The 25,891-nt window shown below is 67.8% G+C and carries 22 protein-coding genes and 1 pseudogene; 8 read left to right on the top strand and 15 right to left on the bottom strand.

Features of this window, described 5'->3' with window-relative positions; genetic code table 11:
* Positions 1-58: 58 nt before the first annotated feature.
* The 7 genes from BLS66_RS16750 to BLS66_RS16720 all read right to left on the bottom strand — a co-directional run bounded on the left by BLS66_RS16750 (position 59) and on the right by BLS66_RS16720 (position 8,705).
* Positions 59-883, bottom strand: coding sequence for a ferritin-like domain-containing protein (locus BLS66_RS16750; protein WP_074726370.1), 825 nt, complete (start codon positions 881-883; stop codon positions 59-61).
* Positions 884-892: 9 nt separating this feature from the next.
* Positions 893-2,359, bottom strand: a complete 1,467-nt coding sequence (purF, locus tag BLS66_RS16745) for an amidophosphoribosyltransferase (RefSeq protein WP_049465904.1) — start codon at positions 2,357-2,359, stop codon at positions 893-895.
* A gap of 30 nt (positions 2,360-2,389) precedes the next feature.
* Positions 2,390-3,169: a CvpA family protein gene (locus BLS66_RS16740; RefSeq protein WP_057495134.1), complete on the bottom strand. Its 780-nt coding sequence runs from the start codon at positions 3,167-3,169 to the stop codon at positions 2,390-2,392.
* Between the two features lie 46 nt (positions 3,170-3,215).
* Entirely contained in the window at positions 3,216-4,262 is a 1,047-nt protein-coding gene (locus BLS66_RS16735) for an SPOR domain-containing protein (protein ID WP_074726369.1), read from the bottom strand.
* Between the two features lie 81 nt (positions 4,263-4,343).
* Positions 4,344-5,618, bottom strand: coding sequence for a bifunctional tetrahydrofolate synthase/dihydrofolate synthase (gene folC, locus BLS66_RS16730; RefSeq protein ID WP_074726368.1), 1,275 nt, complete (start codon positions 5,616-5,618; stop codon positions 4,344-4,346).
* A 41-nt stretch (positions 5,619-5,659) separates the two neighbouring features.
* On the bottom strand, positions 5,660-6,304 hold the full coding sequence (locus BLS66_RS16725) for a histidine phosphatase family protein (RefSeq protein ID WP_049465896.1): 645 nt from the start codon (positions 6,302-6,304) through the stop codon (positions 5,660-5,662).
* A 238-nt stretch (positions 6,305-6,542) separates the two neighbouring features.
* Positions 6,543-8,705, bottom strand: coding sequence for a S46 family peptidase (locus BLS66_RS16720; RefSeq protein ID WP_053462263.1), 2,163 nt, complete (start codon positions 8,703-8,705; stop codon positions 6,543-6,545).
* A 399-nt stretch (positions 8,706-9,104) separates the two neighbouring features.
* On the opposite strand from BLS66_RS16720, the gene tdh reads away from it, so the two are divergent.
* Complete coding sequence (tdh, locus tag BLS66_RS16715) at positions 9,105-10,127, top strand: L-threonine 3-dehydrogenase (RefSeq protein WP_049468340.1); 1,023 nt, start codon at positions 9,105-9,107, stop codon at positions 10,125-10,127.
* 132 nt (positions 10,128-10,259) lie between these two features.
* Here the strand turns inward: tdh and BLS66_RS16710 are convergent, their stop codons facing one another.
* Positions 10,260-10,952: a TorF family putative porin gene (locus BLS66_RS16710; RefSeq protein ID WP_049468338.1), complete on the bottom strand. Its 693-nt coding sequence runs from the start codon at positions 10,950-10,952 to the stop codon at positions 10,260-10,262.
* A gap of 196 nt (positions 10,953-11,148) precedes the next feature.
* On the opposite strand from BLS66_RS16710, the gene kbl reads away from it, so the two are divergent.
* Positions 11,149-12,357, top strand: coding sequence for a glycine C-acetyltransferase (kbl, locus tag BLS66_RS16705; RefSeq protein ID WP_049468337.1), 1,209 nt, complete (start codon positions 11,149-11,151; stop codon positions 12,355-12,357).
* A gap of 64 nt (positions 12,358-12,421) precedes the next feature.
* On the opposite strand, the gene BLS66_RS16700 is transcribed toward kbl, so the two are convergent.
* The 4 genes from BLS66_RS16700 to BLS66_RS16685 form a co-directional block, all read right to left on the bottom strand.
* The gene (locus BLS66_RS16700) at positions 12,422-12,757 is read right to left on the bottom strand and encodes a hypothetical protein (protein ID WP_005412356.1); all 336 of its coding nucleotides are present in this window, start codon (positions 12,755-12,757) and stop codon (positions 12,422-12,424) included.
* 85 nt (positions 12,758-12,842) lie between these two features.
* Positions 12,843-13,649, bottom strand: coding sequence for a pseudouridine synthase (locus tag BLS66_RS16695; RefSeq protein WP_064237733.1), 807 nt, complete (start codon positions 13,647-13,649; stop codon positions 12,843-12,845).
* Between the two features lie 20 nt (positions 13,650-13,669).
* Positions 13,670-14,176: a hypothetical protein gene (locus BLS66_RS16690; protein WP_049468334.1), complete on the bottom strand. Its 507-nt coding sequence runs from the start codon at positions 14,174-14,176 to the stop codon at positions 13,670-13,672.
* Between the two features lie 219 nt (positions 14,177-14,395).
* The gene (locus BLS66_RS16685) at positions 14,396-15,487 is read right to left on the bottom strand and encodes an OmpA family protein (protein ID WP_049468332.1); all 1,092 of its coding nucleotides are present in this window, start codon (positions 15,485-15,487) and stop codon (positions 14,396-14,398) included.
* A gap of 357 nt (positions 15,488-15,844) precedes the next feature.
* Between BLS66_RS16685 and BLS66_RS16680 the strand changes: the two genes are divergently transcribed.
* From BLS66_RS16680 to BLS66_RS16660, 5 genes are all read left to right on the top strand, one after another.
* The gene (locus BLS66_RS16680) at positions 15,845-16,864 is read left to right on the top strand and encodes a zinc-binding alcohol dehydrogenase family protein (RefSeq protein WP_074726367.1); all 1,020 of its coding nucleotides are present in this window, start codon (positions 15,845-15,847) and stop codon (positions 16,862-16,864) included.
* Between the two features lie 206 nt (positions 16,865-17,070).
* Complete coding sequence (gene yczE / locus BLS66_RS16675) at positions 17,071-17,700, top strand: membrane protein YczE (protein ID WP_053506577.1); 630 nt, start codon at positions 17,071-17,073, stop codon at positions 17,698-17,700.
* A 137-nt stretch (positions 17,701-17,837) separates the two neighbouring features.
* On the top strand, positions 17,838-19,868 hold the full coding sequence (locus BLS66_RS16670) for an NADPH-dependent 2,4-dienoyl-CoA reductase (protein WP_074726366.1): 2,031 nt from the start codon (positions 17,838-17,840) through the stop codon (positions 19,866-19,868).
* A 298-nt stretch (positions 19,869-20,166) separates the two neighbouring features.
* Entirely contained in the window at positions 20,167-20,625 is a 459-nt protein-coding gene (locus BLS66_RS16665) for a cell wall hydrolase (RefSeq protein ID WP_004154513.1), read from the top strand.
* Positions 20,626-20,709: 84 nt separating this feature from the next.
* Entirely contained in the window at positions 20,710-21,321 is a 612-nt protein-coding gene (locus tag BLS66_RS16660; RefSeq protein WP_074726365.1) for a glutathione S-transferase N-terminal domain-containing protein, read from the top strand.
* Between the two features lie 93 nt (positions 21,322-21,414).
* On the opposite strand, the gene BLS66_RS16655 is transcribed toward BLS66_RS16660, so the two are convergent.
* The 3 genes from BLS66_RS16655 to prpE form a co-directional block, all read right to left on the bottom strand.
* Positions 21,415-22,470, bottom strand: coding sequence for a suppressor of fused domain protein (locus BLS66_RS16655; RefSeq protein ID WP_074726364.1), 1,056 nt, complete (start codon positions 22,468-22,470; stop codon positions 21,415-21,417).
* 46 nt (positions 22,471-22,516) lie between these two features.
* The gene (locus BLS66_RS16650) at positions 22,517-23,020 is read right to left on the bottom strand and encodes a hypothetical protein (protein ID WP_049468321.1); all 504 of its coding nucleotides are present in this window, start codon (positions 23,018-23,020) and stop codon (positions 22,517-22,519) included.
* 215 nt (positions 23,021-23,235) lie between these two features.
* Positions 23,236-25,116: a propionate--CoA ligase gene (prpE, locus tag BLS66_RS16645; protein ID WP_053462258.1), complete on the bottom strand. Its 1,881-nt coding sequence runs from the start codon at positions 25,114-25,116 to the stop codon at positions 23,236-23,238.
* A 679-nt stretch (positions 25,117-25,795) separates the two neighbouring features.
* On the opposite strand from prpE, the pseudogene BLS66_RS20630 reads away from it, so the two are divergent.
* Positions 25,796-25,891: pseudogene (locus BLS66_RS20630) on the top strand (IS110 family transposase); the annotation flags it as partial.

Below are 25,891 nucleotides of genomic sequence, written 5' to 3'. Positions count from 1 at the left end.
CGGAGGGGATTAAGTCGTTTGTGCCACAAACGACTTAATCCCCTCCGTCCCCTTTTCTTCAACCGGCCTGTTCGACCAGGTTGGCCAGCTCATCGGCGTCGAAGCCGGCCAGCAGGCGCGCTTCGATGTTGAACGGCCCGTGCAGGTAGCCGCCGGCGTATTCCACCAGCAGCGCCTTGAACCGTGCGCGCGGTTCGACGCCGGCGCGGTCGCAATACCAGCGGTACCAGCGCGAACCGGCGGCAACATGCGCCACTTCCTCGCGCAGGATCACTTCCAGTACATCGGCGGTTTCGCCATCACCGACGTTGCGCAGCTTCTCGATCATGCCCGGGGTGACGTCCAGGCCGCGCGCTTCCAGCACGCGCGGGACCAGCGCCATGCGCGCCAGGCCGTCATGCGCGGTCTTTTCGCACATTTCCCACAGGCCGTTGTGCGCGGGGAAATCAGCGTAGTCGTGGCCGAGCGCCTGCAGGCGCTCGCGCAGCAGCATGAAGTGCCGTGATTCGTCGTCGGCACAGCTGACCCAGTCGGCATGGAACGCTGGCGGCAGGCCGCGGAAGCGGTACACCGCGTCCCAGGCCAGGTCGATCGCATTGAGTTCGATGTGGGCGATGGCGTGGATGAAGGCCGCTCGCCCTTCCACGCCGCCCAGTCCACGCCGCGGCACGTCGCGCGGATGCACCAGCACCAGCTGCGCCGGCCGGCCGGGCATGCGGATCGGTTCCGGCGGCGGCGCATCGGCGGCCACCTTCAGGCGGCCGGCACGGAACGCGGCGGCATAGGCCTGGGTCAGCGCGACCTTGCGCAGCGGGTCGGCCTCGGCCAGGCACTGCTGCGCCGCGCGCAGCAGGTCACCTCCGGCGTCGGGCACCGCGACCACGCCTGGACCTCAGGCGCGGCGCTTGTGCTTGGCGTCGTCCGAACGCAGCTGCTGGATGCGCTCGAAGTAGCCCGGCTCGATACCGGTCGGGTAGTGGCCGTTGAAGCAGGACGAATCGAAACTGCGCAGCGCCGGGTTGCCCTCGCTCACCGCCGCTTCCATGTCCTCGATGTCCTGGTAGATCAGCCAGTCGCACCCCAGGTGGGCTTCGATCTCTTCCACGCTGCGGTTGTGCGCGACCAGCTCTTCGGCCGCCGGCATGTCGATGCCGTAGATGTTGGGATAGCGCACCGGCGGTGCCGCGCTGGCCAGATAGACCTTGCGCGCGCCGGCATCACGGGCCATCTGCACGATCTGCTGGCTGGTGGTGCCACGCACGATCGAGTCGTCCACCAGCAGCACCACGCGGTTGCGGAACTCCAGGTGGATCGGGTTGAGCTTGCGGCGCACCGACTTCACGCGTTCCCCCTGCCCCGGCATGATGAAGGTGCGGCCGATGTAGCGGTTCTTGATGAAGCCTTCGCGGTACTTCACACCGAGCACGTTGGAAATCTCCAGCGCGGCGTCGCGCGAGGTATCCGGGATCGGGATGATGGTGTCGATGTCGTGGTCCGGGCGCAGGCGCAGGATCTTCTCGCCGAGCTTGATGCCCATGCGCATGCGCGCCTTGTGCACCGAGACGTTGTCGATCATCGAGTCCGGGCGCGCGAAGTACACGTACTCGAAGATGCACGGAGTGTGCTCGACCGGCTCGGCGCAGATCTCCGAGAACAGCTCGCCGCGTGCAGTGATCACCAGCGCTTCGCCCGGCTGCACGTCGCGCACGCGCTGGAAGCCCAGCACGTCCAGCGCCGCCGACTCGGACGCCACGATGTACTCGTCGCCCTCGGCATGGCTGCGCTTGCCCAGCACCAGCGGACGGATGCCATGCGGGTCGCGGAAGGCGACCAGGCCCAGGCCCAGCACCACGCTGACCACCGCATAGCCGCCCTTGCAGCGCCGATGCACGCCGGCCACCGCGCGGATCGCGGCTTCCGGGCTGAGCTGGCGCTGCTGCTCCAGTTCGTAGGCGAACACGTTCAGCAGCACTTCGCTGTCCGAATCGGTGTTGACGTTGCGGCGGTCCTGTTCGAACACCTGCTGGCGCAGCGCCTCGGTGTTGATCAGGTTGCCGTTGTGGGCCAGCGCGATGCCGTACGGCGAATTGACGTAGAACGGCTGTGCCTCGTCCATGCCTTCCGAGCCCGCGGTCGGGTAGCGCACGTGGGCGATGCCGACGCTGCCTTCCAGGGTGGACATGGTGCGGGCGTCGAACACATCGCGGACCAGCCCGGTGGCCTTCTGCACGCGCAGGCGGCTGCCACTGGCGGTGGCGATGCCTGCCGCGTCCTGGCCGCGGTGCTGGAGAACGGTCAAGCCGTCATACAACTGCCCGGCGACGTTCTGGTTGCCGACGATTCCGACGATGCCACACATGGTGCGAGGTCTCCGCTGGGCTGTGCCCAGTTACAAGGAAGGTGGCCGTACCTGGCCGCGGTGGTCGCCGCGCCTGCGGTCGACGTTGGCCGGATCGCCCGGCTCGATACTGTCCGGCAGTGCTGGGGCGTCCGGGCGCACTTCGGCCGGATCGTATGCATCGCCCTGTTCCGCTTTCGCGGGCCGCAGCCATCCGCCGCCCGCCACTACCTGGTTGAGGATGCCATTATCGCCTGCCTCGCCCGGCTTTCCCAACCCGGCGCCCGCGTTCTTCCCCAACTCCATCAGTGCAGATGGGGACAGCATGTCGGTGGGCAAGGCCTTGGGCAGCATATCGGCGCCGGGCACCTGCCAGTGCGGCAGCTTGCCGTTCATCCAGGCCACGGCCGGATTCAGCACCGGGCGTACCGCCGAACGCTTCCAGGACGGCTCGGCGGTCAGCGGCGTGAAACCCGCCAGCAGTACCAGGATCGCCGCGATCAGGCCGCCGCGCACGGCGCCCAGCACGCCGCCCAGCAGGCGGTCCAGGCTGGTCAGCATGCTGCGGTGGATCATCGCCTTGATGACCATGCCGATCACCGCGACCACGATCATCACGCCGATGCCCACGCCCAGGTAGCCGCCGACGAAGTGCTCGCCGCCGGGCGCGGCCGGGGCCGCCCACCAGCGCGCGGCGTCGTTGCCGAAGGCGAAGGCCGCCCATGCAGCCAGCAGCCACGACAGCGTGCCGATGACGATGCCAACAAAGCCGCGCAGCATCCCCAACAGGGTCGAGGCGGCGATCACGATCAGCAGCACCACGTCGATCATGGCGCCCCGCTCCTTCGGCGGCGCTGGCAACGGGCCTGCGCGTCGGTCATGGGTGCGGTCGGACCATGCCGGCGACGCCGACCTTGGCAGCGACCTGCGCCTTCAGCTGTTCGGCATCCGCGCGGTTGGCCACCGGACCCACGCGGACGCGATGCAGGGTGCCCTTTTCGGTGCGCACCTGCTCGACGAACGCACTGAAGCCGGCGGCGCGGACCTTGTCGCGCAGCGCAGCGGCATCGCTGGCCTGGCCGAACGCGCCCAGCTGCACGGCGAAGCCGACGCCACTGGCCGCCGGTGCGGCCGGCGTGGCCGGCGCCGTGGCCGGCTTGCTGGCGGTGGCCTCCGGCTTCGGTTCCGGCTTGGCCTCAGGCTTCGGGGCCTCAGGCTTCGGCGCCGGCTTGGCCGGCTCCGGCTTGGTGGCCGGCGGCGTAGTCACGGTCGCCGTGCTCGGCGGCAGGCTTTCGCTGCGCACCGGGTTGCTGGTGGCCGACGGGCTGGTCGCTGCGGCCGGTGTGCTGGCCGCCGGTGCCGGTGTGGCAGCGACCGCGGCACTGTTGCCTGCGGCCGCATCCAGCGTGATGACTTCGGCCTTCACGTCGGCGCGGATCTTCACTGCCTGCAGGCGGGCGGCCTCGGCCTGGGCACGGTCGTCATACGGCCCGACGCGCACGCGCCACGCCTGGCGCCCGCTGATGGTGGTCGCTTCTGCGAAGCCCGGCAGCTGCGAGCGCTGCAGGTAGGCGATCACCGCATCGGCGTCGGCCTTGCTGCCGTATGCGCCAAAGGTGACCGCGAAGTTGCCCGCGGCAACGGCCGGGGAGGTGTCCACGGTCGGCGGCGTGGCCGGCGCGGCCGCTTCCTGCAGTGGCTTGGCCTGCCCGGTCTGCAGCCCGGTGGCGCCACCGGCCGGGGCGACCAGCGGCAGCTCGCGGGTCTCGAACTGGCCATCGGCCGGCGCATCCGGCGCGGCGATCGGCACCGAGGCCACGCCACTGTCCGGTGCCGGACCCTTGACCAGCATCGGCAGGAAAATCACGGCCAGCGCCACCAGCACGATGGCACCAATCAGACGCTGTTTCAGAGGCGTATCCACGTGAGGCAGGCAACGGTCCGGAGATTGCCGTCGATTATACGGGTGCCGGACCGGCCGGCGTCGGCATTGGCTGAACGCGGATCAGGCGGCGCCCTGCAGCCAGCGCAGCGCGGCCGCAGCGGTATGGAACGAGCCGAAGACCAGGACGCGGTCGCCGCGCCCGGCCTCGGCCAGGACCTGGGCCAGTGCCTGTTCGACGGAACCGGCCAGCTGCGCACCGGCGGCGGCTGCGGTGCCGGCCAGGCGCGCCTGCAGCTGCGCCGCGCTCTGCCCACGCGGGCCGTCCAGGCCGGCCAACGTCCACGCGCCCACGACGTCCTGCAGCGCCTGCACCACGCCCGCCGCGTCCTTGTCCTGCAGCGCGGCGTACACCGCCAGCGTGCGCCCGGCCGACACATCGGCCTTCAATGCGCGTGCCAGCTGACCGGCGGCCTGCGGGTTGTGGCCGACATCGACGCGGATCTGCACACCGTCGCGCTCGAACGCCTGCAGGCGGCCGGAGATCCGCGCCGCCGCGATACCGGCCGCCCACGCCGCACGCGGCACCGGCTTGTCCAGCGAGCGCAGCGCGGCGATGGCGGCACCGGCGTTGGCCAGCTGGATCGGGCCGGCCAGGGCCGGGGTCGGCAGTTCCATGCGCAGGCCGACATCGCGCCAGCGCCAGCGCTGGGCATCGATCGGCTCGTAGAAGTAATCGCTGCCGCCGCGGATCGCATTGGCGCCGACCAGGTAGGCGCGGCGCAGCACGCTCGACGGCGGGTCGGTTTCACCCAGGATCACCGGTTTCCAGCCACGGATGATGCCGGCCTTCTCGGTGCCGATCGCTTCGCGGTCCTCGCCCAGCCACTCGGCATGGTCGATGTCCACGGTGGTGATCACCGCCACGTCGGCGTCGACGATGTTGACCGCATCCAGGCGACCGCCCAGGCCCACTTCCAGCACCGCCAGGTCCAGCCCGGCGTCGGCGAACAGGTGCAGGGCGGCCAGCGTGCCGTACTCGAAATAGGTCAGCGTGGTCTGGCCACGCGCGGCCTCGACCGCATTGAACGCAGCGACCAGCGCCGCATCGTCCACCTCCTGGCCGTCGATGCGCACGCGCTCGTTGTAGCGCAGCAGGTGCGGCGAGGTGTACGCGCCGACCTTCCAGCCAGCGGCGCGTGCAATGGCTTCGATGAAGGCCACGGTCGAGCCCTTGCCGTTGGTGCCACCGACCACGATGGTGCGCTTGGCCGGCGCCCCCAGGCCCATCGCCGTGGCCACGGCGCGCACGCGCTCCAGGCCCATGTCGATGCTCGCCGGATGCTGGCGTTCAATGTAGTCCAGCCAGTCGGCCAGGGTGGTCGGGGTGTTCGTCACGGCAGCGGTTCCAGCAGAAGCAGTTGATGCAGGGGGATGGATCAGAGAGCGCGGTGCTTGGCTTCGCCGAAGAATGGCGTGTGGTGGGCGCAGTCGTTCAGGCGCACCACTTCCAGGCTGTCCAGGTCGGCGCCTTCGAGCAGGTTGAGCGTGGTCGGTGCCTGGCGGAAGGTCCACAGCCGGGAAATCGGCAGCCCCAGCACCTTGCACAGGATCACGCGGTTCACCGCGTCGTGGGCGACCACCAGCAGGGTGTCGTGCTCACCAAGGCCTTCGGTGGCGCGGGCCAGGCCGCGCCAGCTGCGCTCCAGCACCAGGCGCAGCGACTCGCCGCCGGGCATCAGCACGGTATCCGGTTCCTCGCGCCACGCTTTCAGGCGTGAGGGATCCTTCTCATGGATCTCACTGGCCAGCAGCCCTTCCCATTCGCCGTGGGCGATTTCCTGCAGTTCCGGTTCGGTCTGCAGCATCCCGGCACGGGCGGCGCCGAGCGCCAGCTGCGCGGTGCGCTGCGCGCGTGACAGCGGCGAGGCGACGGCACGGGTGATGTCCACCGAGGCCAGGCGCGCGCCGAGGGCCTGGGCCTGGGCTTCGCCGATCGGCGAAAGCGGGATGTCGATCTGGCCCTGGTAGCGGCCTTCGGCGTTCCACGGCGTTTCGCCGTGGCGGGCAAGCAGGATGCGCATGCGTGCAAGGGGTCCTGGGGGAGGAAGTTCCGCGTTTCGTTCACATCCTGTGAAGTGCGCGGAACAGGGATGATACCTGTTCGGCGCGCCGGGCCGGGCCGGGCATGAAAAAACCCCGCGACGTGGGTCGCGGGGTTTCGGAATCGCGGACGGCGCGCCGGGCAGCAGATCCACGCCATGCGCGGATGCACCGCCCGGCAGTGTCTGCAGGCGTTGCCGGCCAGCGGCCGGCACTACCTCACTTGGCCAGGTTCAGTTCCTTCAGCAGCTGCGGCGCCGGCGCCACTTCCTGCATGATCCACTGCATGTAGCGGCTGTCGACGGCGATCATGCGGGTCATCACCGGGTCGAATACCCAGTTGGAGCTGACCGATTCCCAGTTGCCATCGAAGGCCAGGCCGACCAGCTTGCCGTTGGCATCCAGCACCGGCGAACCCGAGTTGCCGCCGGTGATGTCCAGGTTGGACAGGAAGTTCACCGGCACCGAACCAATGCGCTTGTCTTCCAGGCCGCCGTAACGCTTGGCCTTGACCGCATCGAGCAGCGCCTTCGGCGAATCGAACGGATCTTCACCGGTTTCCTTCGCTGCCACGCCTTCCAGGGTGGTGAACGGGGTGTACTTCACGCCGTCCTTGCCATACCCCATGACGTTGCCGAAGGTGATGCGCAGCGACAGGTTGGCGTCCGGGTAGACGAATTCACCCTGGCTCTTCTTGTAGTCGGCCACGGCCTGCAGGTACAGCGGGCGCGCGGTCAGCGATTCGCCTTCGCGGATCTTCTTCTGCTCTTCCTGCTTCAGCAGTGCCGGCATGACAGCCACGGCGTACTGGATGGCCGGATCGCTGCTGGCTTCAAACGCGGCACGGTCGGCCTTGAACCACTTCAGGCGTGCATCCAGGCTGCCCAGCTCGGTGCCCGACAGCTTGGCCACCAGCGACTTCACCGCAGCGGCATCGCTGCCGGCCAGCCACTTGTTCAGCACTTCATTGTCGCGCTGCGCGGCCGGCAGGGCCACGTACTGCTCCAGCCAGTAGGCCTGCAGCTGCTGGTCCATCTTCGCCACGTAGCGGCGGTCCATCTGCTTCAGGCCGCCTTCGATGGTGGTCAGGTCACGTTCCTGGTAACCGGCTTCGCGTTCGGCATCGGGCTTGCTGCGCTCGATCGACAGGCGGTAGAGGGTGATCGCTGCGCCCACGGCCGAGGTGTTGTTGAACTGGCCGACGAACAGGTCACGCTCGCGGGTGGCCTTGCTGGTGTCCAGGTGCTTGACCAGCTGCGCGTGTGCGGCCAGCGCCGGCTTGCCGGCCGCGCCCTGCTTCTTCAGCCACGCCAGCACGGCGGCTTCCTCGGCCTGCTTCTGGCCAGCGGCGTCGATGCGCTTGAAGCCTTCCAGCTGGCCCAGGTAGTTCTTGGCCACGTTGTTCATGCTGGCGGCAGTGGCGGCGTACTTCACCTTGACGTCGGCGTCGGCCTTGCCGGCGTCGGCGATCATCTTCAGCACCGCGTTGTAGTGCTTGGCGATGGTCGGGTAGGTGAAGCTGGCGGTCTCGTTGAACTCGCCGGCCAGTGCATAGCGGTTGGTGCGGCCCGGGTAGCCGGCCACCATCACGAAGTCGTCGGCGCCCAGCGGCTGGTCGGCGAACTTCAGGAAGTGCTTGGGCTGGTACGGCACGTTGTCGGCGGCGAAGGCGGCCGGCTTGCCGTCCTTGCCGACGTAGGCGCGGTAGAACGAGAAATCGCCGGTGTGGCGTGGCCACATCCAGTTGTCGACGTCGCCGCCGAACTTGCCGACGCTGCCCGGGGGCGCGTAGACCAGGCGCACGTCCTTGATTTCCATGTTGCGGAACAGGCGGTAGGTGTTGCCGCCGGAGAAGCTGTACAGGCGGCAGCGGAAACCGGCATCGGCTTCACAGGCGGCAACCTGGGCCTTGTCGAAGGCGTCCAGCGCGCGGCTGCGGGCCAGCGGGTCGTTGCCGGCAGCGGCGATGGCGGCCTTGGCCTGGGCGGTGACGTCGGTGATCTGGTCGAGCACGAACACGCGGGCGTTCGGGCCGGCGCTCAGTTCGTCCTTCAGGGTCGGCGCATTGAAGCCGTCCTTGATCAGGTTCTTCTGCGCGGTCGAATTCAGCTGGATGGCGCCATACGCGCAATGGTGGTTGGTGACCACCAGGCCCTGCGGCGAGACGAAGCTGGCGGTGCAGCCGCCGAGGGCGACGACCGCGCCCATCGGGTCGCCGGTCAGGTTGGACAGCTGTTCCGGGGACAGCTTCAGGCCGGCCTTCTGCAGCGGGCCGGCGATTTCCGGCAGCTGCTGCGGCACCCACATGCCTTCAGCGGCATGGGCGACCTGGGCCAGGCCGAGGCTGGCGACGATGGAAAATGCAAGCAGGTTCGAGCGCATGGAGCAGCCCCTGGTAGTGGAACCCTCGATTGTAGCCCGCCGCCCTGCCCCGGCCCGAACCCCGGAAGTCATGGGCCTGCTTCTTGCTCTGCCATGCGCACGTCGGCCGCGCACATGGAATCGTCCTGAGGGGGCGTGGCCACCCTGGCCGGGACCGTTGGCGCCATGGATGGCGCCATCGAGCACCATGGATGGGCTTTTGCGTGTCCCGGCCAGGGTGACCACGCCCCCTCCCCCGGAATCAAGGAGGCGCTGCTGTTTGCGGCACGTTCGAAACGCCCGCCGGCGCACGCCTTTCGTTCCGCCAAAGCACCCGCAGCGCAACATGGGAATTCCGTCCGGCACCCTATAATCCGCGCTTTCCCCCTGATGAGTTCCACCCCGATGGCGCAGCAAACGATGAAGGCCCTGGTCAAGCGCGAAGCAGCCAAGGGCATCTGGCTGGAAGAAGTTCCGGTGCCGACCCCCGGCCCGAACGAGGTCCTGATCAAGCTGGAGAAGACCGCGATCTGCGGTACCGACCTGCACATCTACCTGTGGGACGAATGGAGCCAGCGCACGATCAAGCCGGGCCTGACCATCGGCCACGAGTTCGTCGGCCGCATCGCCGCGCTCGGCTCGGCAGTGACCGGTTATGAGATCGGCCAGCGCGTTTCGGCCGAAGGCCACATCGTGTGCGGCCATTGCCGCAACTGCCGTGGTGGCCGCCCGCACCTGTGCCCGAACACCGTCGGCATCGGTGTCAACGTCAATGGCGCCTTCGCCGAATACATGGTGATGCCGGCCAGCAACCTGTGGCCGATCCCGGACCAGATCCCGTCGGAGCTGGCCGCGTTCTTCGACCCGTATGGCAACGCCGCCCACTGCGCGCTGGAATTCGACGTGATCGGTGAAGACGTGCTGATCACCGGTGCCGGCCCGATCGGCATCATCGCCGCCGGCATCTGCAAGCACATCGGCGCGCGCAACGTGGTGGTGACCGACGTCAACGATTTCCGCCTGAAGCTGGCCGCCGACATGGGCGCCACCCGCGTGGTCAACGTCGCCAACCAGTCGCTGAAGGACGTGATGAAGGAGCTGCACATGGAGGGCTTCGACGTGGGCCTGGAAATGAGCGGCAACCCGCGTGCGTTCAACGACATGCTCGACTGCATGTACCACGGCGGCAAGATCGCCATGCTCGGCATCATGCCCAAGGGCGCCGGCTGCGACTGGGACAAGATCATCTTCAAGGGCCTGACCGTGCAGGGTATCTACGGCCGCAAGATGTACGAGACCTGGTACAAGATGACCCAGCTGGTGCTGTCCGGTTTCCCGCTCGGCAAGGTGATGACCCACCAGCTGTCGATCGACGAGTTCCAGAAGGGCTTCGACCTGATGGAAGAAGGCAAGGCCGGCAAGGTCGTGCTCAGCTGGAATTGATCCTCGGTTCCGCGCACGAATGGTGGGTGCCGAGCTTGCTCGGCACACCATGAAATTGAAAAAGGCGCCCGATGGGCGCCTTTTTCCGGTGTTGCCGGCCAGCGGCCGGCACTACCGGTAACGCCTGCGGCGTTACTTGCCGACGGCCACGGTCAGCAGCACGCGGCTGTGCGCCAGCTTGCCCGAGTTTTCGCGCCCGTTGCTGTCGGTGCCGTAGTAGCCGAGGCCGACATTGAACAGGCCGAACTGGCGGCTGACGCCGACGTTCCAGTCGGTGTAGTCCTTGGCCAGGCCCTTCTCGAAGCTGCTGCGGCCGACGTTGGCACTGAGGGTGAACTCCTGCGGCAGGCCCCACTGGCCGCCGACGCCGTAGTACCAGCCATCGGTGCCGCTGTTCCACTGGTCGTTGGTGTAGGCCACGGTCAGCTTGTAGGTTTCGTCCAGCGTGGTGGTGGTGATCAGCTCGTTGTAGTTCAGGTCGCTGGCACCCAGGTAGGTGTAGCGGTTCAGCAGCACGTCGAAGTTGACGCGCGGAGTGACGTCCACGCCGTAACCGATCTGGTAGTCGATCTCGGTGCTCGGGTCGCCCGGACCGAAGTCCACGCCCGAACCCCAGACACCGGCATACAGGCCGACCGGCGAGGTGTAGGTGAAGCCCGCCTGCAGGGTCGGCTTCTCGTCGGTCTGCGACACACCACGGAACAGGTAGTCCGACACCGCAGTGACGTTCCAGCTGTACGGCGATTCGGTCTCCTGGGCACTGGCCGCGAACGGCGCAAGGGTCAGGGCGGCGGCAATGGCGAGGCAGGCATGGGCGTGCTTCATGAGCGTCTCCGGGGGCGGGGGGCGGGAAGGGGGCAGCAGTGAAGCCAATGCCAGACAGGCACGGTTCACGAATATTTAACCATTTGTTACTGCATTGCAACATGTGCCTGCCATGGTGGTGCCCTGCCCACCGCGGTCGGTGAACCTCGTTGCCCGGTAGAATCGGCGGTTTCCCGTGCAGAGCCGTGCCCACGCCATGACCGACGCCTCCTCCGCCCTGACCCGCCACTATGCCGAGGAACTGGACGCCATCCGCGCCCAGGGCCTGTTCAAGTCCGAGCGGATCATCACCAGCCCGCAGTCGGCCGAGATCACCCTCGATGACGGCCGCCAGGTGCTGAACTTCTGTGCCAACAACTACCTGGGCCTGGCCGACCACCCGGACCTGATCCAGGCCGCCAAGGACGCGCTGGACACCCATGGCTTCGGCATGGCGTCGGTGCGCTTCATCTGCGGCACCCAGGACCTGCACAAGCAGCTGGAAAAGCAGATCGCCGACTTCTTCGGCAAGCAGGACACCATCCTGTACGCGGCCTGCTTCGATGCCAACGGCGGCCTGTTCGAGCCGCTGCTCGGCGAGAACGACGCCATCATTTCCGATGCACTCAACCATGCGTCGATCATCGACGGCGTGCGCCTGTGCAAGGCCAAGCGCTTCCGTTACGCCAACTGCGACATGGCCGACCTGGAAGCCCAGCTGCAGGCCGCCGATGCCGCCGGCTGCAAGACCAAGCTGATCACCACCGACGGCGTGTTCTCGATGGATGGCTTCATCGCGCCGCTGGACGAGATCACCGCGCTGGCGAAGAAGTACAACGCGCTGGTGCACATCGACGAATGCCATGCCACCGGCTTCCTCGGTGCCACCGGTCGTGGCTCGGCCGAAGTGAAGGGCGTGCTGGACAGGATCGACATCATCACCGGCACCCTGGGCAAGGCCATGGGCGGCGCACTGGGCGGCTTCACCTGCGCCAGTGCCGAGGTGATCGAACTGCTGCGCCAGCGCTCGCGCCCGTACCTGTTCTCCAACTCGCTGCCGCCGCACGTGGTGGCTGCTGGCATCAAGGCGTTCGAAATGCTGGCGGCCGCCGACGACCTGCGCAGCACGCTGGCCGACAACACCGCCTACTTCCGCGAGAAGATGACCGCCGCCGGCTTCGACGTGAAGCCGGGCGTGCATCCGATCAGCCCGGTCATGCTGTACGACGCACCGCTGGCGCAGAAGTTCGCCGAGCGCCTGCTCGAGGAAGGCATCTACGCGATCGGCTTCTTCTTCCCGGTGGTGCCCAAGGGACAGGCCCGCATCCGGACCCAGATCAGCGCCGCGCACAGCCGCGAGCACCTGGATCGCGCGATCGATGCGTTCACCCGCATTGGTGTCGAGCTGGGCGTGATCAAGGGCTGATCACGCCGGGGCCGGGTCTCTTTCCACAGGAAAGGGCCCTGGCCCCATCACCCCACCCCAAGCGTCACTTCTTTTTCTTCTTGCCCTTCGGCTCGTCCTTGCTGGCCACCACCACCGGCTTGGCGGCGGCGTCCTGGCCGTTGCCCTTGGCGACGCGGATGCCGTTGGCCTTCATCCAGGCATCGAACTCATCGGCGGTCATCTTCTTGTCGCCGTTGCTCATCAGGAAGCGGTAGCTGCCGCGACCATCCAGCTCCGGGGTCTTCACTTCCACCACCGGGGTTTCGGCCGGCGTTTCCGCCTTGGCCACCTTCTTGTGGCCGCCACAGGCGGTCAGCAGCACCATCGGCAGCAGCAGGCCTGCGCAGCGCAGGGTTTGATTGAGGGTCGGGTGGTACATGGGCAGGCTCCGTTCGGGAAATTCAGCAACCAGGCGCCCCCTACGCCTGGAACGGTGGCCGGCAACTGCCGGCCGCGGGCGGTGATCAGCCCGGTGCAGCGGCCCCCAGCCGCTGCTGGTCGCTGACCTCCAGCACCCGCCACTGGCCCTTGCCGAGATCGCCGAGCAGCAGCCCACCGATCGCGACCCGGACCAGGCGCAGCACCTGCAGGTCGAAAGCCGCCAACAGGCGGCGGATATGGCGGTTGCGGCCCTCGTCGAGGACCACCTCCAGCCATGCGGTCTTGTCGCCACGGCGCAGCACGTGCACGGCGCGGGCAGCGAGGAACTCGCCCTCGTCCTCCACCCCGGCCTGCAATGCCGCCAGGGTGGCGGCATCGGGCAGGCCATCCACCTGCACGTGGTAGGTCTTGTCCGGCCCGGTCTGCGGGTCGGTCAGGCGCGCGGCCCACTGCGGATCGTTGCTGAACAGCAGCAACCCTTCGCTGGCCTTGTCCAGGCGCCCGACCGGTGCGATCCAGGGCAAGCCGGCGCCATCAAAACAGCGGTACACCGTGTCACGGCCACGCTCGTCCTGCGCCGTGGTCACGACCCCGCGCGGCTTGTTGAGCATCAGGTACAGGCGCTGCGGCGCAGCCATCGGCTGGCCATCGACCTCGATCGGCGGCGCAGGCTGTCCGATCGGGAACTCGGGATCACGCACGACGCGGCCGGACACGCGCACCCGGCCTTCGGCGATCCAGCGCGCGGCCTCGCTGCGCGAGCACACGCCGGCCTTGGACAGCACGCGCGCCAGGCCATGACGCGCACCGCTGGAGACGTTCGGCGCCGCACGCCCACGCGGTGCGTGGGAGCGGGCGGCGGGGGTGGCAGGTGGGCGGCGCGTGCGCAAGCCTCTGCTCCCCGCGGCGCTTACTTCTTGTCGACCGGCTTGGTCTCAGCCGGTGCTTCGGCCGCAGCCGGAGTGGCGGCCGGGGCCGGGCGCGCCTTGACCACGCGCACGCCGCGCGCCTTCATCCAGGCGTCGAATTCTTCGGCGGTCATGCGCTTGCCGTTCTGGCTCATGTCGAAGCGCCACGGCGTATTGTCGAACTCGGTCTGCGGCTTGTAGGCCGCCGGATCGTTCGGCTTCACCGCTGGCGCGCTCGGGATGGCCTTGGCGATGTTCTGGCAGCCATCGATGCGCAGGCGCTGAAGCACCTGGTCCAGCGACTGCGACGGATCGTAGTTGCTGCTCAGCACGCCGGCCGGCATGCCCAGCTGGTTGCCACGGATGTACAGCTCGTCGGCCACCGGCGCGATGGTCGTGGCCGGCAACGGCAGCGGCGAGGCGCTGGTGTTGACCGAGCAATCAACCGCGGCGTGGGCGGCGGGAACCAGGGCCAGCGCCAGAACGGCGGCCGATGCAGAGCGCAGCATGAGGGGCATCCACGGAAGGAAGTGACGCGGCGAGTTTAGCAATGCCGCGTCAGCTTTCAAGCGCCACTTTCAATGAATACGGCAACTCATTGGATTTACGGGCAAAATCCCGACGAACGGCGATTCCCCGCCCGCCCCAGGCCGGTTTCCCGGCGGCAGAAACAACAAGACCCGGCCGAAGCCGGGTCCTGCTGTGTCCTACTGGCAGAGCGTCAGAACTTAGTTCTGGACGTTCAGCTCGGTACGACGGTTCTTGGCGCGACCTTCCGGGTTGTCCGAACCATCCGGGTTGGTGTTCGGAGCAATCGGACGGCTCTCGCCGTAGCCGATCGGGCCGACCAGGCGACCGGCGTCGACGCCGTTCTTGGTCAGGTAGTTGTACACGGCGGTGGCGCGACGCTCCGACAGCTTCTGGTTGTAAGCGTCGGTACCCTTCGAGTCGGTGTGACCGGCAACTTCAACGCGCAGATCCGGGTAACGCTTCAGGATCTCGGTGGCTTCGCTCAGGATCGCCACGGCGTCCGGACGCAGGTTCGACTTGTCGAAGTCGAAGTTGACGCCCTTCAGGTCGATGGAGACCGGAACCGGGCAACCGTCCGGACCGATGGTCTGACCCGGCTGCGAGTTCGGGCACTTGTCGTCGCAGTTGTTGACGCCGTCACCGTCGTCATCCAGGTCGGCGCAGCTCGGGGCAACCGGAGCCGGAGCCGGAGCAGCCGCGACCGGAGCCGGGCCCAGCGGGATCACGACGCCGACCGAAGCCAGCACGTCGCCGAACCAGCTTTCGTCGCGTGCAGCGACGCTCTGGTCGTCGAAGTCAGCGCGGTAGGCCACTTCGGCGCGGACAGCCACGCGCTTCTCGAAGGTGGTCTGCAGGCCGACGCCCAGCTTGGCGGCCAGGTTGCCGTCCTTACGCTGGCGCGGACCGTTGTTGTCGATCGCAGCGTACTCTTCTTCCGACTTCTGGTAGCCCAGGCCACCGACGATGTACGGGTTCCAGCCGCGGCCTTCCTTGATGAAGTGGCGACGCAGGTCCAGCGAGACGCCGTACTGCGACCAGTTCAGGTCCTGGTTGCTGTCGAAGTTCGGGTTCTGGTAGTTCAGCTCACCGTCCAGCGACCAGTTCGGGCTGATGAACTTACCCAGGCCCAGGGTCACGAACGGAGCGTCATTGGTCAGACGGTCGCTGTCCTGGAAGTTGAAGCCGGCCGAACCGGTCAGGTACCAGCGGTCATCGAACTCCTGCGCCGAAGCTGCCTGGGCGAAAGCCAGGCCGCCCAGCAGCGCGGCAGTAAGGATCTTCTTGTTCATTGAGTACAGCTCCTATTTCGGGGGTATGAAACCGGTAGAGGCATGGGCCAGCACTAGTGCATCGATGTACGACAGCCGATTCAGCACGCCACCGCCGCGAACATTATGCTCAGGCGGGTGAAGGCCATGTTAACAGTCCCGTAACATGTGAAGTGTTGCGCCCGACCGGCCACCGGTCCGACGTTGAAACCCTATACAGGATGATGAAAATCCGCAAGACCCACGCACTGCAAGGGTTTGACGGGGTTTAAGTGTCGAATGCGACATATTGCGCAACGCGCCGCATCACACGGTTCAGCGCGTTTGCGGAAACGTGAGGAACCTTATGATGGGATCACGAACCCAGCCGGAGCCGTGATGAAAGCCGTCGCCCTGAGTCGTGAATACGCCCCTGCCCTGCGTGATGTCCTGCTGCCACCACCGTTGCCTCCACGCGGCCGGGACCTGCTGGTCCGGATCGAAGCGGTCTCGGTCAACCCGGTCGACGCCAAGCAGCGGGCCGCCACCGATCCGGCAACGCTGGAGACGCCGCGGGTGCTCGGCTGGGACGCCGCCGGCGTCGTTGAAGCCATCGGCGATGAGGCCAGCCTGTTTGCCTCCGGCGACGAGGTCTACTTCGCCGGCGACGTCACCCGCCCGGGCTGCAATGCGCAGTACCAATGGGTGGACGAACGGCTGGTCGCCCGCAAGCCGACCACGCTCGATTTCGCCGAAGCCGCCGCGCTGCCCCTGACCACGCTGACCGCGTGGGAGCTGTTGTTCCAGCGCATGCCCCTGCATCTGGACGACCGCCGCCATGGCGGCCAGCACCTGCTGGTGATCGGCGGTGCGGGCGGCGTGGGCTCGATGGCGATCCAGCTCGCCCGCCACGCCGGTTTCGAGGTGATCGCCACGGCTTCGCGCGACGCTTCGATCGAGTGGTGCCGGCAGATGGGGGCCACGCACGTGATCGACCATCGGCAGCCACTGCAACCCCAGTTGCAGGCGCTGGGCATCGCTGCGGTGCAGGTTGCGCTGAATCTGGCCGACACCGACCACTACTGGGACGAGCTGGGCCAGCTGCTGGCACCGCAGGGTCATGTCGGACTGATCGTGGAGCCGCGTGGCGCGCTGCGCATCGGCGATCCGTACAAGGCCAAGTGCATCGGCATCCACTGGGAATTCATGTTCGCGCGCTCGCGCTTTGCCACCCCCGACCGTATCGAACAGCACCGCATCCTCAGCCGCGCCGCCAGCATGATCGATGCCGGCCAGCTGCGCGGCACGCTCAGTGAGACGCTGGGCACGATCAACGCAGCCAACCTGGACATCGCGCATCAGCGCCTGGCCAGCGGGCACACGGTGGGCAAGCTGGCGCTGGTCGGCTGGGACGACTGACGCGGTCATGTAGAGCCGGGCCCACGCTCGGCTGCTGTGCCTGCCGCCACCCGCAGAGCACGGGCTCGGTCCTGCATAGCCGCCCGCATGCAGGTTCGGCGCCGCCTGTAGCGCCGGATTGGCTTGAATCTGTATCTATGGCATCAAGGAAATCAGGGATACGGTGGGAACAGATTCCCCCTCCCCTCCCCTCCCCCGAGCCCGCCATGCCCACCGCCCTGCCCCTGCGCCTGCTGCAACTGATCACTGGCCTGTTCCTGTACGGCTTCGGTGCTTCGCTGATGATCCGTGCCGCGATCGGCGTGGCGCCCTGGGATGTCCTGTCGCAGGGCATCGCTGCGCAGACCCCACTGTCGTTCGGCCTGGCGACCAACGTGATCGGCGCGCTGGTGCTGCTGCTGTGGTGGCCGCTGCGCCAGAAGCCGGGCGTCGGCACCGTGCTCAACGTGATGCTGATCGGTCCCTCTGCGCAGTTCGGGCTGTGGCTGCTGCCGCCGGCCGTCGGCCTTGGCTGGCAGCTGGCGATGTTCTGCGCGGGCATGCTGCTGGTGGCCCTGGCCACCGGCCTGTACATCGGCGCCCGCCTCGGCCCGGGCCCACGCGATGGCCTGATGACCGGCCTGCATGCCCGCACCGGCTGGCCGATCTGGAAGGTGCGCAGTTTGATCGAAGGCAGCGTCCTGCTGCTGGGCTGGTGGCTGGGCGGCAACGTCGGCCTCGGCACCCTCGCCTTCGCCCTGCTGATCGGCCCGCTGTGCGGGGTGACCCTGGGCTGGTTCGGGATCGGTCGCCCCGCAGTCGTGCCGGCCGCTGCCCGGCAACCGCAATCACTCTGAGCTGCCCCGTACCCGGCCAGCGGCCGGCACGACCGCCCCGGAGTTCGGGGGCGCCGCCACCGGCGCCATCCAGCAACCCTTGCCCCGGCCGCCGTTTCGCGGCACGCTTCGCGCTTCCGTACGCAAGCGTATCGACCATGTCGCCAGCCAACGAAAGCGCCTATCCCCATCTGTTCGCCCCGCTGGACCTGGGCTTCACCCAGTTGCGCAACCGCGTACTGATGGGCTCGATGCACACCGGCCTGGAGGATCGCGCCCGCGACTTCCCGCGGCTGGCGGCCTACTTCGCCGAACGCGCCGAGGGCGGCGTCGGCCTGATCGTCACCGGCGGCTTCGCACCGAACGTGGTCGGCTGGCTGAAGCCGTTCGGCGGCAAGCTGTCCTGGCCCTGGGAAGTGCGGCCGCACCGCCAACTGACCGCCGCCGCGCACCAGCATGGCGCGAAGATCTGCCTGCAGCTGCTGCATGCCGGCCGCTATGCCTACCACCCCTTGTCGGTGGCACCGTCGAAGCTGAAGGCACCGATCAACCCGTTCACCCCGCGCGCGCTGTCGGCCAGCGGCGTCGAGCGCCACATCGCCGACTACGCGCGCAGCGCGAAGCTGGCCCGCGAGGCCGGCTACGACGGCGTGGAAGTGATGGGCTCGGAGGGCTACCTCATCAATGAGTTCATCGCACCGCGCACCAACAAGCGCACCGATGCCTGGGGCGGCGACGCGCGCCAGCGCATGCGCTTCGCGGTCGAGATCGTGCGCCGCATCCGCGAAGCCTGTGGCCCGGACTTCATCATCATCTACCGCCTGTCGCTGGTCGACCTGGTGGAAGACGGCAGCAACTGGGAAGAGATCGTGCAACAGGCGCAGGCCATCGAGGCCGCCGGCGCGACGATCATCAATTCCGGTATCGGCTGGCACGAAGCGCGTATCCCGACGATTGCCACCTCGGTGCCGCGCGCGGCCTTCGCCGGGGTCACCGCCAAGCTGAAGCCGCACGTGGCGCTGCCGCTGGTGGCGACCAACCGCATCAACATGCCCGAGGTCGCCGAACGCATCCTCGCCGATGGCGGCGCCGACATGGTGTCGCTGGCACGCCCGCTGCTGGCCGACCCGCAGTGGCCGAACAAGGCCCGCGCCGGCCGCGCCGAGGCGATCAACACCTGCATCGCCTGCAACCAGGCCTGCCTGGACCACGTGTTCGAGAACAAGCTGGCCAGCTGCCTGGTCAACCCGCGCGCCGCGCACGAGACCGAGCTGGTCTATCGCCCGGCCGCCACGCCGAAGAAGGTTGCCGTGGTCGGCGCCGGCCCGGCCGGCCTGGCCTGTGCCACCGTCGCCGCCCAGCGCGGCCACCAGGTCACCCTGTTCGATGCCAGCGACGAGATCGGTGGCCAGTTCAACGTCGCCAAGCGCATCCCCGGCAAGGAAGAGTTCCACGAGACCCTGCGCTACTTCCGCCACACACTGCAGGAGACCGGCGTGCAGCTGCGCCTCGGCACCCGCGCCGACGCCGCCCACCTGGCCGGCTTCGACGAGGTGGTGCTGGCCACCGGCATCACCCCGCGCAAGGTCGACTTCCCCGGCGCCGACCACGCCAAAGTGGTCAGCTACCTGGACGTGCTGCTGGGCCGGGTCGAAGTGGGCGCCAGCGCGGCGATCATCGGCGCCGGCGGCATCGGCTTCGATGTCGGCGAGTTCCTCAGCCACGCCGGTGAGTCGCCCTCGCTGGACCCGCAGCGCTGGATGGCCGAATGGGGCGTGGACAGTACGTTCGAGGCCCGTGGCTCGCTGGCCCGGCCGCAGGTCGAGGCCTCGCCGCGCCGGCTGTGGCTGCTGCAGCGCAGCCCGGGCAAGCCCGGCGCGCGGCTGGGCAAGACCACCGGCTGGATCCATCGCGCCACGCTGAAGGCCAAGGGCGTGCGCATGCTCGGTGGTGTCGAGTACCTGGGCGTGGACGACGCGGGCCTGCGCATCCGCGTGGACGGCAGCGAACAGCTGTTGCCGGTCGACCATGTGGTGATCTGCGCCGGGCAGGAACCCAACCGCGCGCTGCAGGCCGAACTGCAGGCCGCCGGCATCAGCGCGCAACTGATCGGCGGCGCCGACGTGGCCGCAGAACTCGACGCCAAGCGCGCCATCGACCAAGGCAGCCGGGTCGCCGCCGCGCTTTGACCTGCGGATGAATGGGGGACGGAATGTGATTTCCGTCACCCCCGGCGAACCTGAATGTCAAGCCGGGCGGTTCACGATGCGTTCGGCTACGCCCCCCTACCTTGCGCCATCTTTCCGCTCACCAGCCAGTTTCCGGTGAGCCGGCGCAGCCCCCACGACCGGTACTGGTCGTTTCTTTTGGGGCTGCCCACGGGGCGGCCCCGATGGCCGCCTCCCCATGACGCCAAGTCGTACCCCGCCTCCTGTCGCCCCCGCGGCCGGAACCGGAGAGTGCGACCCATACGGAGCAAGGAGTTATATGAAACTGGCCTGGATTCTCTGGCTGTCGCAGTTGTTGCCTCAGCCGGCCGCTGATTCACTGTGTTTGAGCACCACCGTTTACCTGGAAGCCCGCGACCAGACCCTGCGCGGCCAGCAGGCCGTCGCCGAGGTTGCGCTGCGCCGCCTCGACAGCGGCCTGTGGGGTGATTCGATGTGCCAGGTGGTCACCGCACGCAAGCAGTTCGCACCGACCATCGTCTCCCCCGGCACCCAGCTGGGCAACGACGCGGCCTGGAGCGAGGCCATGAACGTGGCCTTCGACGCCGAGCGCAACTGGGCGCTGCCGGCCGGCGAGCGCCGCGAGATCGTGCCCGGTGCCAGCCACTTCGCCGCGCTGTCCATCGCCAGCCCGAACTGGCGCAATGCCTACCAGGTGGCCACCATCGGCGATCACACCTTCTATAAGGTGCAGAACCTCAAGCCGCGGCAGTCGTAACGATCCGTGCCGGCGGCAGCGTTGCCGCCTGCTGGCAGGCTCTGGGATAGTGGGCGTTTCCCGCCCGCATCACCTGGAGTTCCCATGAAGCTGTACAGCAAGCCCGGTGCCTGTTCCACCGCCGACCACATTGCCCTGCAGTGGACCGGCCAGCCGTTCGAGGTCGAACTGCTGAACAAGGACACCCTGAAGGGTCCGGAATTCCTCAAGATCAATCCGGCCGGTGCGGTGCCCGCGCTGGTCGACGGCGACTTCGTGCTGCTGCAGAACGCCGCGATCATGGGCTATATCGCCGATCGCTTCCCGCAGGCCGGCCTCGGCGGTGATGGCAGCCCGCGCCAGCGCGCCGAAGCCACCCGCTGGCTGGCGTTCGTCAATTCCGACGTGCATCCGGCCTTCTCGCCGCTGTTCGCGCCGGGCAAGTTCATTGCCGACGAAGGCCAGTACGACGCGATCCGCGCCGACGCGCACAAGCGCCTGCGTGGCCTGTTCGAGACCGCCGACAGGCAGCTGGCCGACAAGCCGTGGCTGGCCGGCTTCCGCAGCTTCGCCGACCCGTACTTCTACATCACCCTGCGCTGGGCCGCCGGCACCAAGGTCGACCTGTCGGGCCTGGACAACCTGGCCGCCTACAAGGCGCGCATGGACGCCGACGCCGGCGTGCAGGCCGCGCTGAAGGCCGAAGGCCTGGCCTGACCTTGGTCAGGGGTCAGAGCCGTTCGCGTGGCGAACGGATCTGACCCCATCGGCTACCACGCGGCTCCGACCCCCTCGATGTCATTGGCGCGATCAGCCGATCTGGCGGATCACTTCCCCCTTGGCATCGCGCAGGCAGGTCGGCACCACCTCGATACGCAACCTTACTGCCAGCGGGTAGACCCCGCGCTCGGCGCGCACCCCTGCCAGGGCCTGCAGGCCCGCCTCGTCCAGTGACCAGCGCGCGCTGTCGGCGGATACGTCCGCCACTTCACCGCCCCCGTCCGCGATGAACTCCCACTGCCGCTCGCGGCTGACCAGTTCCAGCGATCTGCCGTGGCGCAGGCGCAGCGGCAGCAGTTCGCACACGCTCGCCACCTGGCCGGCGCCAAGCACCAGCGTGGTCATGCCCGCCTCCTGGCGCCAGTCCAGTGTCTCGATGAACAACATGCCGGTGCTGGAGCCTTCGCGCTCGCTGCCGGCCCGCACCTCTGCCGCCAGCACCGGGTCCTCCAGCAGGTTGCCGCGGTGCAGGTCGCTGACCCACAGCGGCATTGCCGGCTGCAGCGCCTGCAGCACGCCGCGCGTGGACCAGCGCTTGACTGCCTCCATTTCCTCATCGGTCAATCCGACCAGCTGCAGGAACTGCAGGTGGCCATTGGCGGTGTCGCGTGCCGGCAACTGCGGGTCGGCAATGAACGCCAGATGGCACAGCCGCGTGTCGGTCTCCAGCGCGATCGGGCCGTTGGCATTGAGGTGGTGACCGTCCTCGAACACGTTGCCACTGCCGAACACATAGCGCGCCAGGTTCTGCAGCAGGTTCATCGGCCACACCGGTGGCGGGCTGCCGGCGTCCTCGCCGGCTTCGGCCGCGAGGCGGAAGGTCAGCTCGAAGCCATAGCCGCTGGCGGCGGCATCGCGGCTCTCCTTGGCATACAGCTCGGAGAAGCCATAGGTGATGTAGTGCCAATGCGGCAGCGGCGCGTCCACCCAGTACACGCTGATGCCATCCAGTGGATCCTGGCCCCCCAGCGTGTACGGCAATGCCGTGCCGTAGTGGCGGGGTTCCTGGCCCGCGTACAGCGGTGCCAGTGCCGCATTGATCGCGTCCCAGCCAGGGGTATCGGTGTCGTCGTGGTCGTCCTGCACGCGGGACTCCTTGTGGGGAAGTGAACCGATCACTTTACGCGTTGGCTCAGGCCTGCACGACCTCGCTGCCGGTGTCCAGCAGGGCCAGCCGGGTTTCCTGCCACCAGCGCTGGGCCAGCGCCGGGCTGCGCGCCTTGGCGACCGCCGCCAGCAGTTCCGGGCACAGGCGTTCCAGTGCCAGTGCATCGGTGCAGCGTTCGATCTTCAACTGCATGAAATACCCCTTGAGGCCCAGATGACGCCGCACCGCCTCGCTCATTGCGTCGTACAGCTGCTGGTACAGCGCCGGGTCGTGTTCGCGACCGGTGCTGAGGCCACGTGCGGGCGCCACGTCTGCGCTTCCACCGATCACTTCGATCAGTCCCTGCGCGGCCAGCTGCTCCAGCGCATCGGCAGGCGCGCGCAGGCCTTCCAACAGGCCGCGCAGTTCAGTGTCGTCGCGACGGCCATCGACCATCAGCAGGATCGAGCGCAGCCCCGCCGGCAGGCGCCGGCCACGGTCTTCGATTTCCTGACGGCCAGCAGCCGTCTTGGCGTGCAGCAATGCCATTGCCTCCCCCTCCCTCGATGCGCCATGCCGGCGGGCCCTCGCGGGCACGCCCCCCTGTGTGCCATCCCCCGAGGGCACGCGCCTTCCCCGGCGCGCGCCGCGTATTGCAGGTCGATGACAGGCCGAGCTTAGCGCAAGTGCAGAGGGGAGTGCCGGCCGCTGGCCGGCAACCTCGGGATTGATGGGGGTGCCGGCCAGTGGCCGGCACTACCCGGTCAACGCCCCAGCGCCCGCCGGATCTCTTCCAGCGCGCCGGGGTCGTCCAGCGTCGACAGGTCGCCCGGGTCGCGCTGCTCGGCCAGCGCCTGCAACGAGCGCCGCAGCAACTTGCCCGAACGGGTCTTGGGCAGCGCGTTGACCACGTGCACGTGCGCCGGGCGCGCGACCGCGCCGAGCGAGGTGGTCACCGTGGCCATCATCTCGGCCACCACCGGCGCCGGATCCTCGCCATCCAGGCCCTGCTTGAGGGTAACGAACACCAGCGGCACCTGCCCCTTCAGTTCGTCCTTGACCCCGATCACCGCCGCCTCGGCCACCCGCGGGTGGCTCGAAATGGCCTCCTCGATCTCGCGCGTGCCCAGCCGGTGTCCGGCCACATTGATCACATCGTCGGTACGGCCGAGGATGAAGGTGTAGCCATCGTCGTCGCGGATCGCCCAGTCCAGCGAGCTGTACAGCAGTTCCTTGAAGTGGCTGAAGTAGCTCTGCAGGAAACGGTTGTCGTCGTTCCACACCGTGCTCATGCAGCCCGGCGGCAACGGCGGCGACACCACCAGCACCCCCTTCTGCCCCGCTGCGACTTCCTCGCCGGTGTTCTCGTCGATCACCTTCATCCGGTAGCCGAGGTTGGGGAAGCCCGGCGAACCGAAGCGCACCGGCTTCATCTCCAGGCCCGGCAGCAGGGTCAGCGCCGGCCAGCCGGTCTCGGTCTGCCAGTAGTTGTCGATGATCGGCTTGCCGAGCGCTTCGCTGATCCAGTGCGCGGTCGGTTCGTCCAGCGGCTCGCCGGCCAGGAACAGGTACTTCAGCGCGCGCAGGTCGTGGCGATGGATGAAGTCCGCATCGTGCTTCTTCAGCACGCGGATGGCAGTGGGCGAGGAGAACATGGTGCGCACGTTGTACTGCTCACACAGCGCCCACCAGATGCCCGGGTCCGGATTCGTCGGCAACCCTTCGTACAGCAGCGACGTGCAGCCGCCGATCAGCGGGCCGTACACGTTGTAGGAATGACCCACCGCCCAGCCGACATCGGATGTGGAGAACATCACTTGCCCCGGCTTGCAGTCGAATACGGTTTCCATCGACTGCGCCATCGCCACCGCGTAGCCGCCGACATCGCGCTGCACGCCCTTAGGCTTGCCGGTGGTGCCGGAGGTGTACAGCAGGTAGCTCGGCTCGCTCGCTTCCAGCCACTGCACCGGCACATCGACTTCACCCACCTGTGCGCGCAGCGCGGCGTACTCCACGTCGCGACCCGGCACGCGCGGTTCGGCGGCATCCAGCCCACGCGAGACGATCAGCACGTGTGGCGGAGGCGACGCCGCTTCGGCGCAGGCGGCGTCGACCATCGGCTTGTACGGAATCAGCTTGCCACCGCGCATGCCCGCGTCGGCGGCGATCAGCAGCCTGGGCTTGGCGTCGTCGATGCGCAGTGCCAGGTTGTGCGCGGCAAAGCCACCGAACACCACCGAATGCACCGCGCCGATGCGCGCGCAGGCCAGCATTGCGAACACGGCTTCCGCCATGTTCGGCATGTAGATCACCACGCGGTCGCCGTGGCCGACGCCGAGGTGCTTGAGCACGGCGGCGAAGTCGTTCACTTCGCGATACAGCTGGCGATAGGTGATCTCGCGGGTGCTGTTGGTTTCGGTGGAAATGGCGACCAGCGCGAGCTGGTCGGCGCGCTCGGCCAGGTGGCGGTCGACGGCGTTGTAGCAGAGATTGGTTTCACCGCCGACGAACCAGCGCCGGAACGGCGGATTGCTGTAGTCGAGCACCTGCTGCGGCGGTTTGTGCCAGTGGATGCGCTTGGCTTCCTCGCCCCAGAAGGCCTCCGGCTCGTCGATCGAGCGACGGTAGGTTTCCTCGTAGTTCATGACGCAGCCCTCCCAGACAAAGTCATGGGTTCGAGGATAGTCCGGCGCTGCCGCGCGGGCCGCCCTACCTTGGTAGGGGGTGGGGTTTGTTCTGCAGGGCTGCGCCCTGCACCCGCGGTAGTGCCGGCCGCTGGCCGGCAACCTCAGAAGCAACAGCCGAAGCAACAGCGGGTTTCCCGTGGGATGGCGGGGTGGGTCCGGTTGCGGGGGACGCCGTGAATCCGTCCATGGAGGCTCGGTCGCCGCATCCATGCGGCTCACGCCCCCGCAACCGGAGCCACCCCGCCTTCGACAGACTGCCGCGATCTGTCGGAACTGCGTTCTGCCTTGGTGGGTGTCGACCTGGGTCGATTGCTCTGGTAGGTGTCGACCTGGGTCGACACGGTAGAGCCACGCCATGCGTGGATGCATTTCGATTTCAATTCGGAAAATTCGATTCCGATTGAGATTCATCCACGCATGGCGTGGATCTTATCTCTTGCCGATCTGGCACCTTGGGTGCCGAGAGCCCGGCGTGGGCGACCGTGTGGATCCAGGTCTTGCGACCGAGAAGTAGCTTGGGTCCCCACGCCGGATTCTCCCTGAACCGCCCGAACAGTTGGTTGAGTTGGCGCTCGAACTGATAAGACTGGGCAAGCGGGGAGAGCTCTCGACCCTGTCAGCCTAGCGGAGTTCTGCCATGTTTGGGATCGGGATTGATGTGAGCAAAGCCACGCTGGATGTGGCCGTCCATGGAGAGCAGTTTCGCCAATTCAGCAACGACAAGCGCGGCTTT

Origin of the sequence: Stenotrophomonas pavanii, from assembly GCF_900101175.1 — a bacterium.
GTDB lineage: Bacteria > Pseudomonadota > Gammaproteobacteria > Xanthomonadales > Xanthomonadaceae > Stenotrophomonas > Stenotrophomonas pavanii.
Note: the sequence above shows the minus strand (reverse complement) of the source record. Positions and strands in the feature narration are given on the sequence as shown.

Coding starts and splice junctions, on each gene's coding strand:
- purF (WP_049465904.1), bottom strand. CDS start 2,359: ATGTGTGGCATCGTCGGAATCGTCGGCAACCAGAACGTCGCCGGGCAG.
- BLS66_RS16740 (WP_057495134.1), bottom strand. CDS start 3,169: ATGATCGACGTGGTGCTGCTGATCGTGATCGCCGCCTCGACCCTGTTG.
- BLS66_RS16725 (WP_049465896.1), bottom strand. CDS start 6,304: ATGCGCATCCTGCTTGCCCGCCACGGCGAAACGCCGTGGAACGCCGAA.
- BLS66_RS16720 (WP_053462263.1), bottom strand. CDS start 8,705: ATGCGCTCGAACCTGCTTGCATTTTCCATCGTCGCCAGCCTCGGCCTG.
- tdh (WP_049468340.1), top strand. CDS start 9,105: ATGAAGGCCCTGGTCAAGCGCGAAGCAGCCAAGGGCATCTGGCTGGAA.
- BLS66_RS16710 (WP_049468338.1), bottom strand. CDS start 10,952: ATGAAGCACGCCCATGCCTGCCTCGCCATTGCCGCCGCCCTGACCCTT.
- kbl (WP_049468337.1), top strand. CDS start 11,149: ATGACCGACGCCTCCTCCGCCCTGACCCGCCACTATGCCGAGGAACTG.
- BLS66_RS16700 (WP_005412356.1), bottom strand. CDS start 12,757: ATGTACCACCCGACCCTCAATCAAACCCTGCGCTGCGCAGGCCTGCTG.
- BLS66_RS16690 (WP_049468334.1), bottom strand. CDS start 14,176: ATGCTGCGCTCTGCATCGGCCGCCGTTCTGGCGCTGGCCCTGGTTCCC.
- BLS66_RS16685 (WP_049468332.1), bottom strand. CDS start 15,487: ATGAACAAGAAGATCCTTACTGCCGCGCTGCTGGGCGGCCTGGCTTTC.
- BLS66_RS16680 (WP_074726367.1), top strand. CDS start 15,845: ATGAAAGCCGTCGCCCTGAGTCGTGAATACGCCCCTGCCCTGCGTGAT.
- yczE (WP_053506577.1), top strand. CDS start 17,071: ATGCCCACCGCCCTGCCCCTGCGCCTGCTGCAACTGATCACTGGCCTG.
- BLS66_RS16670 (WP_074726366.1), top strand. CDS start 17,838: ATGTCGCCAGCCAACGAAAGCGCCTATCCCCATCTGTTCGCCCCGCTG.
- BLS66_RS16665 (WP_004154513.1), top strand. CDS start 20,167: ATGAAACTGGCCTGGATTCTCTGGCTGTCGCAGTTGTTGCCTCAGCCG.
- BLS66_RS16660 (WP_074726365.1), top strand. CDS start 20,710: ATGAAGCTGTACAGCAAGCCCGGTGCCTGTTCCACCGCCGACCACATT.
- BLS66_RS16650 (WP_049468321.1), bottom strand. CDS start 23,020: ATGGCATTGCTGCACGCCAAGACGGCTGCTGGCCGTCAGGAAATCGAA.
- prpE (WP_053462258.1), bottom strand. CDS start 25,116: ATGAACTACGAGGAAACCTACCGTCGCTCGATCGACGAGCCGGAGGCC.